At 40.9% G+C, this 15,979-nt stretch carries 14 protein-coding genes; 10 read left to right on the top strand and 4 right to left on the bottom strand.

Translation table 11 applies throughout. From position 1 onward, the window contains the following. Positions 1-51: 51 nt before the first annotated feature. A complete protein-coding gene (locus AC056_RS02280; protein WP_077162612.1) occupies positions 52-507 on the bottom strand; it encodes a MarR family winged helix-turn-helix transcriptional regulator in 456 nt (151 codons plus the stop codon). A 69-nt stretch (positions 508-576) separates the two neighbouring features. Next, positions 577-1,809, bottom strand: a complete 1,233-nt coding sequence (mhpT, locus tag AC056_RS02285; RefSeq protein WP_013198528.1) for a 3-(3-hydroxy-phenyl)propionate transporter MhpT — start codon at positions 1,807-1,809, stop codon at positions 577-579. Between the two features lie 249 nt (positions 1,810-2,058). On the opposite strand from mhpT, the gene AC056_RS02290 reads away from it, so the two are divergent. The 9 genes from AC056_RS02290 to AC056_RS02330 all read left to right on the top strand — a co-directional run bounded on the left by AC056_RS02290 (position 2,059) and on the right by AC056_RS02330 (position 12,763). After that, a complete protein-coding gene (locus tag AC056_RS02290; protein WP_171262113.1) occupies positions 2,059-2,898 on the top strand; it encodes a p-hydroxycinnamoyl CoA hydratase/lyase in 840 nt (279 codons plus the stop codon). Between the two features lie 37 nt (positions 2,899-2,935). Then, a complete protein-coding gene (locus tag AC056_RS02295; protein WP_077162614.1) occupies positions 2,936-4,387 on the top strand; it encodes an aldehyde dehydrogenase in 1,452 nt (483 codons plus the stop codon). Between the two features lie 81 nt (positions 4,388-4,468). Further along, entirely contained in the window at positions 4,469-6,355 is a 1,887-nt protein-coding gene (locus AC056_RS02300; RefSeq protein ID WP_171262114.1) for a feruloyl-CoA synthase, read from the top strand. Between the two features lie 75 nt (positions 6,356-6,430). Then, positions 6,431-7,570, top strand: coding sequence for an acyl-CoA dehydrogenase family protein (locus AC056_RS02305; RefSeq protein WP_077162616.1), 1,140 nt, complete (start codon positions 6,431-6,433; stop codon positions 7,568-7,570). Positions 7,571-7,652: 82 nt separating this feature from the next. Further along, positions 7,653-8,903, top strand: a complete 1,251-nt coding sequence (locus AC056_RS02310; protein WP_213033463.1) for an OprD family porin — start codon at positions 7,653-7,655, stop codon at positions 8,901-8,903. 58 nt (positions 8,904-8,961) lie between these two features. Continuing rightward, positions 8,962-9,498, top strand: a complete 537-nt coding sequence (locus AC056_RS02315) for a DUF3237 domain-containing protein (RefSeq protein WP_077162617.1) — start codon at positions 8,962-8,964, stop codon at positions 9,496-9,498. 40 nt (positions 9,499-9,538) lie between these two features. Further along, a complete protein-coding gene (locus tag AC056_RS02320; protein WP_077162618.1) occupies positions 9,539-9,928 on the top strand; it encodes a PaaI family thioesterase in 390 nt (129 codons plus the stop codon). Between the two features lie 33 nt (positions 9,929-9,961). Next, positions 9,962-11,713, top strand: coding sequence for a tannase/feruloyl esterase family alpha/beta hydrolase (locus AC056_RS02325; RefSeq protein ID WP_077162619.1), 1,752 nt, complete (start codon positions 9,962-9,964; stop codon positions 11,711-11,713). Positions 11,714-11,857: 144 nt separating this feature from the next. Further along, the gene (locus AC056_RS02330) at positions 11,858-12,763 is read left to right on the top strand and encodes a DMT family transporter (RefSeq protein WP_077162620.1); all 906 of its coding nucleotides are present in this window, start codon (positions 11,858-11,860) and stop codon (positions 12,761-12,763) included. 35 nt (positions 12,764-12,798) lie between these two features. Here AC056_RS02330 and AC056_RS02335 read toward each other — a convergent pair whose 3' ends face one another. Both AC056_RS02335 and AC056_RS02340 read right to left on the bottom strand, forming a co-directional pair. Next, entirely contained in the window at positions 12,799-13,239 is a 441-nt protein-coding gene (locus AC056_RS02335) for a hypothetical protein (RefSeq protein ID WP_077162621.1), read from the bottom strand. A 20-nt stretch (positions 13,240-13,259) separates the two neighbouring features. Next, positions 13,260-14,330 (bottom strand): AraC family transcriptional regulator, encoded by a 1,071-nt coding sequence (locus tag AC056_RS02340; RefSeq protein WP_077162622.1) that lies wholly within the window; start codon positions 14,328-14,330, stop codon positions 13,260-13,262. A 129-nt stretch (positions 14,331-14,459) separates the two neighbouring features. Between AC056_RS02340 and AC056_RS02345 the strand changes: the two genes are divergently transcribed. Next, complete coding sequence (locus AC056_RS02345) at positions 14,460-15,920, top strand: coniferyl aldehyde dehydrogenase (RefSeq protein WP_077162623.1); 1,461 nt, start codon at positions 14,460-14,462, stop codon at positions 15,918-15,920. Positions 15,921-15,979: the final 59 nt, after the last annotated feature.

Raw genomic sequence — 15,979 nt, forward strand, 5'->3', positions numbered from 1 at the left:
GCTTAAGCATTTCTGTAGATTTTAAAAAATTAATTTACAAACCACATTCAATTAAAGGTTTTTAAGATTATTGACCATAATATCGAGATTATTGCGAATTAAATAAGCCAAGTTAATATCAATGCCTTCAAGCATTTTTTCTTCAACTTTTAAAACCACTTCATTGCATTTATTTAGCTTATCAACACCGCTTTCAGTCAAGGTAATTAAAATACGGCGGCCATGTGTTGGGTCTGGTTTTTTCTCAATCCAACCATTGACTAATAAATCTTGCAAAATTTTGTTGGCTGATTGCGGCTTAATAAAAGAGCGCTCAGCAAGCTTGGCATTGGATACATTACTTTTTGAGGCTAAAACAGAAAGTGCAGTAAATTGCGGTAAGGTTATTTCAAGCTCTTTTAAATGCTCTGTTAAATGTTTACTAATAATTCGGTCAACACGAGCAATCATGTAACTTAACTTAGGCTCATCTTCTACTTTTTTTGGAACTGAATTCGAACGTACCATAACCTTTCAATCATCATAAGAAAATCTGTAGTGAAAGTATGAGGATCTACCCCATACTTTCGTTAAAACTTAGCGAGCACCTGAGCTTTGTACTAAATGTACAGGCTGTTTAGGTTTTTTGACAAGAAGTAATGCAGAGATCGCTGCAATTAAAATCACTGGAATGCTTGAACCAATTACAATGGTCGAGCTTTGTCCAAGCGAGAGTAAAAATCCTGCCATTAAAGGCCCTGCAAAAGAACCAATACGGCCAATTGCAACTGCTGAACCCACACCAGTTCCACGCATTTCGGTTGGATAATACATGGCAGCCAGACCGTATAATGCCGATTGTCCGCCCACAATAAATAAACCACAACCCACTGCCGAAAGTGCAAGTAAAGCCACGGTCGGAGAAATTGCCAAGCAGCAAAGCGAGAATAGAATGCCAAGATAAATTAGCTTAATCACAAAGCTCATTCGTAATTTATCAAGTAATACACCCATGAGGATTGAACCTAAAATTCCGCCAACGTTGTAACCCATCTGCACATAGTTTGCCTGAAGTTTCGATAAGCCTTGCGCGCCCATCAGTAACGGCAACCAATTCAATAAGAAATACAGTACAACGAGCGTACAGAAAAAACTTACCCAAAGTTGAATCGTCGACATACGACGCTCTTTGGCAAATAAAACTTCCAAGAATGGCGTCGTTTTTTGCGCTTGACCTTTACGTTGTAAATAATCATTTGACTCAGGTAAAAAGCGCATAATCAGTGGAATGAGTAAAATTGGCGCAATCCCACCAATATAGAAAATATGACGCCACTCTGCGTCGCCAGCCAACGACATGGCAACTACAGAAGTAAGTAATCCACCAAAAGGAATACCGCTATACATAATACTTACCGCGGTACCTTTATATTTATCAGGTACAGCTTCAGATGCCAGTGTAATCATCATTGGAAGTGCCCCACCCATTCCTAAACCAGTACAAAAACGAATGAGTAACAGCAAACTAAAGTTAGCAGCATAAGCCGTTAGCAAAGACATAATTCCAAAAAGTAAAATACTAAAAATCAGAATTTTCTTACGCCCGACAATATCGGCAAATCTACCGCCTAATATAGCACCTGGTAGTGTTCCTAAAATTGCAGCACTAAATGCCCACGCCATCTGGCCATTGTCCAACATAAACTCAGCCCGCATTCGTGGAGCGGCTACCCCCATTGACTGAAGATCAAAACCTTCAAAAATTGCTATTGCAAAGCATAATAGCAACGTGATTTTTGCCCTTGCAGACTGTCCTAATATCTTTTCCATTGTGTTATCCCTTATTGACTAGTCGTTCCATTTAGCCCTTTGTGTATTATTGTTTAAACACACCAAAAAATATCAGTTAAACTTACTAAAAAATCAACATATTTTTATGTTAAATCAACAATAAAATTAATTAATATTTAAAATACAATGAATTATAAAATATTTATGAAATTTTATAAAAAAGACTTGAATGTAAGTTTAACTGATATTAAATTAAATCCCAGAACAGCAAAAAATCATTCAAGGAGTATGAAGATGAGTTATGAAAACCGCTGGGAAACAGTAGATGTTAAAGTTGAAGATGGAATTGCATGGGTCACCCTAAACCGCCCAGAAAAGAAAAATGCCATGAGCCCAACACTCAATCGCGAAATGATTGATGTGCTCGAAACGCTTGAGCTTGATCAAGATGCGCGTGTTTTAGTTTTGACGGGTGCTGGTGACTCTTGGACAGCGGGTATGGATTTGAAAGAATATTTCCGTGAAGTCGATACTCAGCCTGAAATTTTTCAAGAACGTATTCGCCGTGACTCTTGTCGCTGGCAGTGGCAACTTCTTCGTATGTATTCAAAACCAACCATTGCTATGGTCAACGGCTGGTGCTTTGGAGGCGGTTTCTCACCTTTAGTGGCTTGTGACCTCGCAATTGCAGCAGATGAAGCAACTTTCGGTTTATCTGAAATTAACTGGGGTATCCCACCGGGTAACCTTGTAAGCAAAGCAATGGCAGACACTGTTGGTCACCGTGCCTCTTTGTACTACATCATGACGGGTAAAACCTTTACTGGTAAAGAAGCTGAAACGATGGGCTTGGTAAATAAAAGCGTGCCGCTTGAACAGTTAAAAGCAGAAGTGACTGAGCTTGCAAACTGTCTACTTGAGAAAAACCCTGTGGTTCTTCGTACCGCTAAAAATGGATTTAAGCGTTGTCGTGAACTGACTTGGGATCAAAACGAAGATTACTTATATGCCAAACTTGATCAATGTATCCACCGCGATACAGAAAATGGTCGCCAAGAAGGTTTGAAACAATTTTTAGATGAAAAATCAATTAAACCGGGTTTACAGAGCTATAAACGTACTGGTTAACTTTTGATTCTCTAATGGCAATGTAAGGACACAACCCATGCAAAATGTACAGTTACTTATTCACGGTCAATCTGTTGATGCATCAAATCAGGCAACTTTTGAGCGTATCAGTCCTATTGATGGATCGGTGGCAAGTAAAGCTGCTGCAGCAACATTGGAAGATGTTGACCGTGCCATCGATTCGGCACAACAAGCTTTTAAAGTATGGTCGAAACTCTCACCTACCGAACGTCGCTTACGCTTATTAAAAGCAGCCGATTTAATGGACCAAAAAACCGAGCAATTCATTGAAACTGGAATGCAAGAAACCGGTTCAACTGCGACATGGTATGGGTTTAACGTTCACCTTGCTGCAAACATGTTACGTGAAGCCGCGGCCATGACCACACAAATTGACGGAAGCTTAATTCCGTCAGATGTGCCGGGTAATCTTGCAATGGGTGTGCGAGTTCCTTGTGGTGTGATTGTAGGGATTGCTCCTTGGAATGCGCCTGTCATTTTGGCAACACGTGCGCTTGCCATGCCTTTGGCTTGTGGTAACACGGTAGTGTTAAAAGCCTCAGAAGCTTGTCCAGCAACACATCGTCTCATTGGTGAAGTGTTACATGAAGCAGGTTTAGGTGAAGGTGTGGTAAATGTAATTACGCATGCCGCCGAAGATGCACCACAAATCGTTGAGTGTTTAGTTTCTCATCCAGCAGTGAAGCGTATTAATTTTACGGGTTCAACCAAAGTCGGAAAAATTATTGCCGAGACTGCTGCTAAGTATTTAAAACCTGTTTTACTTGAATTGGGTGGTAAAGCCCCTGTCGTGGTTTTAAATGAAGCTGACATTAATGAAGCCGTAAATGCAGTCGCTTTTGGAGCATTCTTTAATCAGGGGCAAATTTGTATGTCGACCGAACGTGTTTTGGTTCAAGACAATATTGCCGACCAATTTATTGAAAAACTGATTGAGAAAACCCGCTCTATTCAAGCAGGTAATCCAACTTCAAAAGACAATGTATTGGGTGTTTTGGAAAGTCGCCGTGCTGCGAAACGTATTCAGCATTTATTGGAAGATGCTCAAAACAAAGGGGCTGACTTACCTTTAGGCATTCATATTGAAGACACCACCATGCAACCGACACTGGTGCTCAATATTAAACCTGACATGTTGCTTTACCGCGAAGAATCATTTGGACCTGTATGCACAGTTCAACGTTTTTCAAGCATTGAAGAAGGCGTAGCACTGGCAAATGACAGCGAGTTTGGTCTGTCTTCAGCAGTGTTTAGCCAAAATATTTCACAGGCATTAGAAGTGGCTAAACAGATTGATTCGGGTATTTGTCATATTAACGGCGCAACCGTACATGACGAAGCTCAAATGCCATTTGGCGGAACAAAATCGAGTGGTTACGGACGTTTTGGTAGTAAAGTCTCTGTTGCCGAATTTACCGAACTACGCTGGATTACCATTCAAACCCAATCACGTCATTACCCGATTTAGTCAGGGTAATGCGGAAAACAACATATTAAATAAAAATTGCATGATGCAAAAAATAAAGCGCAGTGATGCGCTTCCCATGGAGTGAAAGAAATGCAAATGAATGCCACTCAATCACAAGACCGCGAACGGTTCGTAAAATTAGGGCAACATGATATTCATTATCACCACAAAGATGACACGCTCTATATCAGCCCAAAAGAGCAATTAAAACCGTATCCACAAAAACTGACAGATCGGTTAATTCATTTTGCACAAACCAAACCAGACCATATTTTTGCAGCGAAACGCAATGCTCAAGGCGAATGGGTCAAACTGAGTTATGCAGAAGTTTTACAACGTGCATGGCACATTGCTCAGGCATTACATGACCGTAATTTAAGCCAAGAACGACCACTCGTTATTTTAAGTGGTAATGATCTCGAACATTTAACGCTGTCTATGGCTGCTATGCTGGCGGGTGTACCTTTCTCTGCTATTTCCCCTGCCTACTCTCTTATTTCTCAAGACTTCGGCAAACTCAAACATGTGTTTGAAGTGCTCACACCTGGTATGGTCTATGCCAGCGATGGACAAGCTTTTGCCAAAGCGATTCAGGCATGTATTACACCTGACATTGAAGTGGTGACCAATAAAGGGATTGTGGGCGATCAGATCTGCACATCTTTTCAATCGCTTTTAGATACGCCGGTTTCAAATGTTCAAGAGTTTTACCAAACCCTTGATGAAAACCAGATTGCCAAATTCCTATTTACGTCAGGTTCAACCAAATTACCTAAAGCTGTACCGACCACGCATTTAATGCTGTGTGTTAATCAGCAAATGTTATTACAAACTTTCCCTGAGTTTGAAGAAACGCCGCCTGTCCTACTCGACTGGCTGTCTTGGCACCACACATTTGGCGGCAGTCATAATGTCGGCATTGCACTCTATAACGGCGGTACCATTTACATTGATGACGGTAAACCCGTTGCAGGAAAATTTGACGAAACCATTCGCAATCTGAAAGAAATTTCTCCAACCGTTTATTTAAATGTGCCAAAAGGCTGGGAAGAACTTACCGAAGCTTTAGAAAAAGATGAAGAATTAAGAGACCGCTTTTTTGCCAAAGTTAAAATTTTATTCTTTGCAGGTGCAGCGCTTTCAGAAGCGGGCTGGAACAGACTCGATAAAATTGCTCAGCAACATTGCGGAGAAAAAATTCGCATTATGAGCGGCTTGGGCATGACTGAAACTGCTCCCTCTTGTGCTTTTACAACTGGTCCACGCGTAATGGCTGGCTTTATTGGCTACCCTGCTCCCGGCTGCGAAATCAAGCTAGTGCCATGTGGTGACAAACTTGAGTTTTGTGTTCGTGGCAAACATGTCATGAAAGGTTATTGGCGTTTAAAGGCAGACCAACAAAGCACTGTATTTGACGATGAAGGCTTTTTCCATACAGGCGATGCCGTTCGTTTGGTCGATGTCAATGATCCAACCAAAGGCCTGATGTACGACGGACGAATTGCCGAAGACTTTAAACTCAATACAGGCACTTTTGTGAATGTGGGCACACTACGCAACAAAGTGCTCATTCAAGGTAACTTACTGATTCAAGATGTCTGCATTACAGGTTCAAACCTGAATGCGGTTGGTTTTTTGATTTTTCCAAAATTAGAAGCGTGTGCTCAATATGCTGGCCTTAAGCTTGGTGAACATTCTGCAATAGAGATATTGCAACACCCTAAAGTCCAGCAATGGTTCCGCCAATTTTTAACGACCTTTAATAAAGATGCGACTGGCAGTTCAAATACAGTCTCAATGCTTTATTTAATGACCGAGCCGCCTCAACTCGATGCAGGCGAAGTGACCGATAAAGGCAACCTCAATCAAAGCAGTATTACGAAACGTCGAGCCGCTTTAATTGATGAACTTTATCAAAAGCAGACTGATAACCCGCTGATTATACGGGTGCCTACCTTAAAGCAATAAGCAATTGAAATAGAAAAAGAAGCTCAAACTTTAGTTTGGGCCTTAGACTCACTTTTGCCTAAAAAAAGGTTCAACATGCCACACGATACAGAATTTGAACTATTTCGAGATAGCTATCGCAGGTTCTTAAAAGAACAGGTTGCCCCGTATTATGAACAGTGGGAACACGATGGCCTTATCCCACGTGATCTATGGCTTCGTCTTGGGGAGAATGGTTTTTTGTGCGTCGATGTACCCGAAGAATATGGTGGCTACGGTGCTCCTGTGCACTACTCACTCATGTTGGTTCATGAAACTGCTCAAGCTGGTTTTGCATCTTTAGCGGTTGCCATTGGCGGGCAAAATGAGTTGGTCTCTCCTTACCTGCAAAATATTGGAACTGAAGAGCAAAAACGTTATTGGTTACCGAAAATGGTGACAGGTGAAGTCGTCACTGCAATTGCCATGACCGAAGCGAATGCTGGTTCAGACTTACAGGCCATACGCACTCAAGCGATTTTAGAAAATGATCATTACCGTATTAATGGTTCAAAAACTTTTATTTCAAATGGTTTGCATGCCGATCTGATCATTCTGGTTGCGAAAACTGATCCGCAAGCTAAAGCAAAAGGCATTTCGATTTTTCTAGTTGATGCTGCTTTAGATGGCGTTAAAAAAGGCCGTTCCTTACAAAAAATCGGACTCCATGCCCAAGATACAGCCGAACTATTTTTTGATGATGTTTGTGTGCCTGCAACTCAGCGTTTGGGTGAAGAAGGACAAGGCTTTGCTTATTTAATGCAAGAGTTACCGCGTGAGCGTTTGAGCATTTCTATGATGGCTTTGGGGTCGATTTTGGGGGCTATTGAAATCACCAAAGACTATGTACTGGAACGTAAAGCTTTCGGACAACCGTTAAGTCAAATGCAAAACACACGCTTTGTGCTGGCAAACGCGCAAATCAAAGCGAAAGCCGCCCAAGCCTTTGTAGACCAATGTGCGGCTCTATATCAACAACACCTGTTAAGCGTCACTCAAGTTGCCGCACTGAAGTGCTTTATTACCGATGTCCAATGTGAAGTGATTGACCAATTACTCCAGCTTTTTGGTGGCTACGGTTACATGCAGGAATATCCGATTTCACGCTTTTTTGTCGATGCGCGGGTACAAAAAATTTATGGGGGAACCAATGAAATTATGAAAGAAATCGTGGCCCGAGAACTGCTCGGAAAATAATTCGATTTAAAAACCAAACAAGGCAGACACAACAACTATGCCTTGTTTAAAACAAAAAAATGTTATTTCAGGAAGAAATGCTATGTCGAAATTATGGATGTACTCTACCCTTATGCTCTCAAGTTCAGTGTGGGCTGGCAATTTTATTGATAACAGTTCAGTAGAACTCACCACACGAAATTTCTACTTTGACCGAGACTATCAAGTCCCATCAACTTATCCAGCAGCGAGGGACTGGACACAAGGGTTTATTCTCAAAGCCAATTCAGGCTATACCGAAGGAACCGTTGGTTTTGGGTTAGATGTACTGGCAACAGCAGGTTTTAAACTAGATGCAAGCGCCAAATACGCAGGTACAGGCAATTTACCTAGAGACACGCGTACCAATGAACCGGCAGACTCTTATGGAGAAATTGGCATCACAGCAAAAGCTAAAATGAGTCAAACTGAACTACGCATTGGTACCCTAATGCCAATGAACCCTGTTTTAGTGGCTTCACCTGCTCGATTGCTTCCCCAAACCTATCGAGGAATTTCACTCACCAGTAAAGATATTAAAGATTTCGACTTACAAGCTGCCTATATCGATAAGGTAAATCAAAGAGATTCAACCAACTATGAAAAAATTAAAATTTCTGGGGTAAATGGTCGATACAAAAGTGCTGAGACGAGCGGCCTTTATTATTTAGGTGGAAACTATCAGTTTGATCCTACACTCAAGCTTACCGCTTTTTATATGGATGTTGATGATCTTTATAACCAAACCATGGTGGGTGCATTACACCAATACAAAATTAATGACACCACCAACCTGAGTTCACAATTACGTTACTACCGCAGCCGAGACGACGGACAAGCAAAAGCTGGCTTAGTCGATAATGACCTTTATCATGCACATTTCGAACTCAAACATCAAAACCATAAATTTATTTTTGGAACCTTCCAACATTACGGCGATACGGCTTTTCCATATTTGACTGGAGGTGAAACTGGACTACTTATTGATACATGGCCGGGCGAGTTTTTAAACGCAAAAGAAAAAGCCTATAGCTTCCGTTATGAATATGACTTTAAAGATTATGTACCAGGTTTACGTTTTATGACCCGTTACACCACAGGTCACAATATTTATGCACCTAACTTAGGTGGAACTAATTTGAAAGAGCGAGAAACAGACTTCGATTTAGGCTACACCGTTCAGAGTGGCTGGTTAAAAAATCTAGGGTTACGCGCGCGCTATGCCATTTATGACAATAACATGCTCTCTACAGCAAATATCAAACCTGTAAACGAAACGCGTATCAACATCGACTACACATGGAAATTTAAATAATTCAAAACAAGAGGTTCTGTCACATATAGAACCTCTTTTTAATTTCGAGAAATTCATCATGAAGAAAGTTGTAACGCTACTCTGCGGAATGAGTCTGATTGCCCTGTCTCATGCCGAAACTCAATATAGCCCGCCACCTATTCAGCTTGAGCCTTTAGCAAAATTTAGTGTGGATTTGAATGCACCTGTTTGGGAATTAGGCACCACTAGTGATGCTGGTAAACGCCGAATTATTCCCATTACAGGTGGGACATTCGAAGGCAAAACACTTAAAGGCCGTATTTTAAATAATGGTGCAGATTGGCAAATCGTTGACAGTAAAGGACTAGCGATTATTGATACACGATATTTGCTAGAAACTGATGACGGTGCACTTATTTATCTTCAAACCAAAGGTTACCGACATGGCTCAACCGAAACGCTAAAACAGCTTGCCCAAGGCAAAGATGTTGACCCGAAAAATTACTATTTCAAAATTACCATGCAGTTTGAAACCAGCTCACCTAAATACTCATGGCTGAACCAGACCGTTGCGGTAGGTAGTGCAATGCGCTTGGGCAAAGCGGTTATTTATGATGCCTACACCTTGAAATAATAATTTTTATAACACTTACAAAAAGGATGGACCCTTAACTATGGATCAAAAAACTTTAGAACACTTACCGCCCATTCATCACCATTTGGGTGGACACAATATCCATTGGAATGACCAAAACACTGAACTCACCATCCACTACACAGCACTAGAAAGCTTTACCAATCCACGCAGCACCGTTGAAGGCGGCATGATCTGCGCCATGCTCGACGATGTGATGGGACTTTTTGCATTTCTCGCCAATGACCATAAACCCGCCACCACCATCAACTTAACCATGGATTTTTTAAGGCCCTGTGCTGTGGGCGAAGTCATTACAAAATGCCGATTCATTAAACAAGGCAAAACTGTACTGAATCTCGAAAGTGAAGCTTGGCAAAACAATAAAATGATTGCACGAAGCACAGCTAATTTTTTGGTTTTAGATTAATTACAAACATTCATTCAATAAGGATATGAATAAATGAATTACACCAACAACAAACGAATTTTGCCCCGCTCCGCTTTAGTGCTTGCCATGCTTGGTGCTTTGGCAGGCTGTGGAAGTGATAATGCTGACACAACGGCTCCCTCAACGACCAAACCACCACAGTTATCTCCTGCTGTTGGCGTAAAAATGACAGGAAGCTGTACGGACTTACTCGGATTTCAATACAACAATACGGTCATTAGCTCCTCCACTCTTCAAGAGGCAGGCACATTGACTGTCGCCAATAAACCGATTGGCGCTCATTGTTTGGTTAAAGGTTATATGGATCAACGTATAAGCCCTGTCGATGGACAAACCTATCAAATTGGTTTTGAAATGCGCTTACCTGTTGACTGGAATGGTCGTTTTCTCTATCAAGGTAATGGCGGAACCGATGGTAATTTAGTCCCTGCAACAGGTCAGGTTGGTAGCGGTGGACCACTCACCAATGCTCTACATGATGGTTTTGCTGTTATTTCTTCCGATGCTGGACATAATGCTTCACAAAATCCAATGTTTGGTTTAGACCCTCAAGCCAGAATCAACTACGGCTACGGTGCAATTACCAAACTCACGCCTATGGCAAAAAATCTAATTAAAACAGCATATGGTAAATTACCAGATCGCTCCTATGCAGGCGGCACATCGAACGGCGGGCGTCATGCCATGATTGCAGCAACCCGTTTGGGTGACCAATATGATGGAATTTTAGCAAGCACCCCAGGTTTCCATTTACCTCGTGCAGCCGCAGCTCAACTCTACACAGCTCAGCAGCTCCGTCGTGTCGCAACAGATGAAAATGATTTAAGTACCGCTCTTACCCTTTCAGAGCGCAAAGTATTAGCAAAAGCAATTTTAGATCGATGCGATGCCTTAGATGGTGTTGCAGATGGCTTGGTGCAAGATGTCGAAGCTTGCCGTACAGCTTTTGATATTCACAAAGATGTACCCGTTTGCTCAAGCACAAGAGATGGTACTTGTTTAAGCACCGAACAAATTGATGTATTAGCCAACATTTACCGCGGCCCTGTAAATTCGGCTGGACAAGCGCTCTATGCAACCCAGCCTTTCGACCCCGGTTTAGTCGGTAGTAACTGGGCAAGCTGGAAATTTGAATCTTCGGTGGGAACAGCACGTGACCCCGTTGCAGTCGGCATTCTTTTTCAGGTTCCACCAGACCCAACTGTGACTCAAAACTCTAGACAATTTGCCTTTAATTTTAACTTCGATACCGACTATCCAAAACTATCGGCAACTAATGAGGTGTACACCGAAAGTTCGATGTCATTTATGATGCCACCCGATGAACTCAATCTGGATAAACTCCGCAATCATGGTGGAAAAATGATTGTGCTACAAGGCACAGCTGACGGCGTCTTCTCTGTAGATGACACCCAAAATTGGTACAATCAGCTGCTACAACACTATAAAAATGATGCAAAAGGTACAGCGCCTGAATTTGCGCGTTTCTTTAGAGTTCCGGGTATGAACCATACCCGTGATGGCATTGCGACCGACCAATTTGACGCATTGACTGCTTTAGTTAATTGGGTGGAATACGGGCAAGCACCTGACAAAATCATTGCGACCGCACGCGGCGCAGGTAACCCAAGTGGTCAAGTGAATACTGAGCTTCCTCAAGACTGGGCACCAGACCGTACCCGCCCACTTTGCCCTTATCCACTGATTGCCCGTTACAATGGTCAAGGTGATAGTGAGAAAGCTGAAAACTTTAGCTGTAAATAACACCCTATAAAATAAAAAAGAGAGCTAAACAGGCTCTCTTTTTTATTTTGCTAATTATCACTATTGAATCATTATCAAATGATATTTCATCCAATACCTGCATCACTGCTAAGATAACACCGAAAACCAAAAACTCATTTCGTTATGCAAAATCAGACTGCTTCAAATCTCCCCTCTACACAACTTGGAAAAGCACTGCTTTGTCTTATGACTTCAGCATTATTATTTTCCATTATGGGAGTGTGCATTCGTTTTGCTTCACAAACGGTAGACAATGCGACCGTCGTGTTTTTTAGAAATGCAGTGGGTTTATTTATTTTTATTCCGATGCTTTTTAAACAAGGTCTAGACTTTATTAAAACCGATAAACTCTGGATGCACACTTGGCGAAGTCTAGTCGGTCTTGCTGCAATGTATGGTTTTTTCTATGCCATTGCGAACTTAAAACTATCAAATGCCATGGTTTTTAGTTATTCATCTCCTATCTTTATTCCACTGATTGCATGGCTTTTCTTAAAAGAAAAAATTACCAAATCGATGATTTTTGCCGCCGTTATTGGGCTTGTTGGGGTGTTATTTGTCGCTAAGCCCGACCAAGGTTTATTTAACGCACTATCTTTTATTGGCTTGGGAGCATGCTTTTTATCAGCAATGGCTTTTGTCACCGTAAGAGCTTTAACCAGTACAGAGCCACCTGAACGTATCGTTTTTTACTTCTGTGTTTTTGGTAGTTTAATTTCCTCTATTCCAATGTTTTGGCATTGGCGTATTTTCACTTGGCATGAACTGGCCCTACTCATTGCCGCAGGACTTTTAGCAAACATTAGCCAACTATTTATGTCTTATGCTTATAGTCTAGCGCCAGCAGGACAAATTGGCCCCATGAATTACATTGCTATTATTTTTGCAGGAGTTTGGGGATTTGTTTTTTGGCATGAATTACCGGATCTGTTTAGCATTATCGGTATATTTATTATTTTATTTGCGATTTTGCTCTGCAATCCATTTTTGCAGAAAAAGTTACTTTCTCGATTTAAGATACAGATATAACTCATTCTAATATTAGTTTTTATAACAATTGAAAGCTAATCAATTGTTATAAAAATCTCACCATATTCAATTTCTTCAAAAACTCTAGCTCTGCCGTGTGCATTTAACCCCTCATATTTAATTTTTGCATTCCAAGAATCAACGATTTTTTGCGCGATTAATAAAGCCTGCTCCGCTGTCATCTCGTCATTTAGGCTCGTCAATTCTATGAGATTCATCCAAAACTGAGCTTTGTTTGTCTCTTCTACCTTTTGCAAATTATCAAATTTGTCTTGATCAAACTCACTCGCTAAAAAAATATGATTTTCAATTATAAGGAAATCAGGAAAAATCAAGTTTAGAATCTTAAAAAGTAAATCTACGGGTAGTTCTTTAATTTTAAAAATTGAGTAAATATATTCAATATCACCAAAGAAGTTTGACTTATTTATATTTTTAAAACTTTCAAAACTTAAATCATCATCTTTTTTATCCATACAATTCAACCCATCACTATTTATAAAACTAATTTCTCACGATACTCATTTGGTGAAATGCCTGTCCAATGGCGATAGGCTTTTCTAAAATTAGAAGTATCTGAAAAGCCAATTCTTTCAGCAATTTCATCTACGGTTAAAGTCGTCTCTCGCAAATATTCATCAGCAAGACGGCGCCGAGTCTCATCTAATAACTCTTGATAAGTTAAATCAAAACCTGCCAAACGCCGATGTAAGGTACGCTTTGACATATGTAAGCGTTCAGCCATTTCTTGAGCTGATGGAAAAAGACCTGTTCCATCCAATAATATTAAACGGATCGTTTTCACCAACTCAGGCTCCTCAAGTTCAGCAGCACCTAGCATCCGCTCACAAAACGATTTACACATATCAGCGGTAATCGGGTTGGCATTTGGGCAAGGTACATCGAGCCACTTCAAATCAAAGTGCCATTGCATTACCCCAGCATTAAACTGAACGGGACAATGAAAAACTTTTTCATATTCTTCTGCATAGGCAGGTGCTGGATAAGGCAATAAAAGCTTCTTCGCTTGAAATGGTCCTTCAAGCACACGTTCAATTAAGGTTTGCATTGAACTAAACCAAAACTCGCACACCAAAGGCAAAAGCTTACCCAGTGCAATAATGTCCTGCCCTTCAAAAATCGCAACGTCATCTCGAATATAAAAAGACTTCTTTAAAATAGGCCCTGCAAGTTTAATATGCCGAATACCAAGCTCTACCGCTTGTCTAAAATTGCGCGAAGAATATAGTGCGTAGCCATACACCCCAAAATCTGACAATCGCTGCTTTTGTCCTGCACGCAGACCAATTAAGGGATCATGAGATAGTTTTTGAATATTTTGAAATAACTGAATTTTTTGGACTTGAGAAATATATAAAGAGGATTGATTCATCGTATCTGGCGAAATATCTGTACCAGATAGGACATCTAATATTGAATGGCCCTGCGAACCCATTTCATCAAATAAACTGGTCAAACCTAGCAAATATGTATTAGCACCTAAGGATGTATTATCATAATTTCCTTCAATAACACTATTTGCATTTTTATAAATATTTTTAGGCATTTAATTCACACCATCCCTAGAGTGACGTGCATAATGGCACTAAACTACCTCTTGTTGTCTCAATTTAACATCGACCATACAACGCTTCAAGCATAAAGTATGATAAGCAAAAGTATGGAAGGAACAATAATGGAAAGCTCCACTTTAAAAGAATATAGCGGCTCTGCCACTGAACATATGGAACTTATTTTTTCCAAACAACGTGCCAATTTTGAGGCAGATCCCTACCCAAGTCTTGAAGCACGCCGCACAAAACTGCATCAACTCAAAAAACAAATTATTCGCTATCAAGATGCTTTAGCTGCTGCGATTAATGCTGATTTTAGTTCAAGATCACTTGATGAATCCAAATTACTCGATTTGCTTGGCTCTGTGTTAGAAGCAGATCATGCGATTCATCATTTGCGCCGCTGGATGCGTCCAAGTAAACGCCGTACCGAGCTTTTATTTTTATCAAATCGTTTAAGTGTGCAATACCAACCTAAAGGTGTGGTGGGTGTCATTGTGCCTTGGAACTTCCCGGTTTATTTAGCACTTGGCCCACTGATTGCTGCTTTGGCTGCGGGCAATCGAGTCATGATTAAACTCCCTGAAATTACCCCCAATACCAACGCAATGCTTCGACGCATGCTTGCCGAAGTTTTCAATGAAGATGAAGTGGCGGTTTTTGGTGAAGAAATTACAGATCCTGCTAGATTTACCACTTTGCCATTTAACCATATTGTATTTACTGGCTCTCCTGCCATTGGCAAAGTCGTCATGCGAGCAGCTGCTGAAAATTTGACTCCAGTTACTCTCGAATTAGGCGGAAAATCACCAGCAATTGTAAGCCGCAATTACCCGCTTGCTGACGCTGCAAAACGCATTACACATGGTAAAGCAACAAATAGTGGTCAAATCTGTGTAGCACCTGACTATGCCTTGGTTCCGAAAGAAAGTATTGATGAATTTGTTGAAGCTGCAAAATCCAGCTTTATAAAAATGTTTGGTCAAAACATCGCAACCAATCAAAATTACACATCGATTGTGAATGACCGTCATTTAAAACGTATTCAAGATATTTTGACCGATGCACAAGCAAAAGGTGCGCGTGTTATTCCTTGTGACACGTATAGCTTTGACCAACAAGGTCGCAGAATGCCTGTGCACATTGTGCTGAATTGCACGCCAGACATGCGCATTATGAAAGAAGAACTCTTTGGCCCTATTTTACCTGTGGTGGCTTATGATTCTTTAGATGATGCAATTACCTATGTAAAATCGGATGAACGACCTTTAGCCCTTTATTGCTTTACGCATAGTTCAGTAGAACGTGACCGAATTTTACGTGAAACTCATTCAGGTGGTGTGACCATCAATGATTGGGGCTGGCATGTAGTTAACCATGACGCTCCTTTTGGGGGTATCGGCAACTCAGGCATGGGGTCATATCATGGTGAAGAAGGTTTCCGCGAACTTTCACATGCAAAAACTGTATTTATTCGCCATCGGTTCTTCCCGACGCAGCTTTTCCACCCTCCGTATGGGACATTCCTACAAAAATTAGCGATTCGCTTTTTTTTGAAAAAAGGCGACCCAAATATTAAATAAGAATTATGAAAAAAGCCTCGTAATGAGGCTTTTTTATGGTGTTTAAAATAATAAAATTT

Origin of the sequence: Acinetobacter genomosp. 33YU, from assembly GCF_001990725.1 — a bacterium.
In the GTDB taxonomy this organism is placed as follows: domain Bacteria; phylum Pseudomonadota; class Gammaproteobacteria; order Pseudomonadales; family Moraxellaceae; genus Acinetobacter; species Acinetobacter seifertii.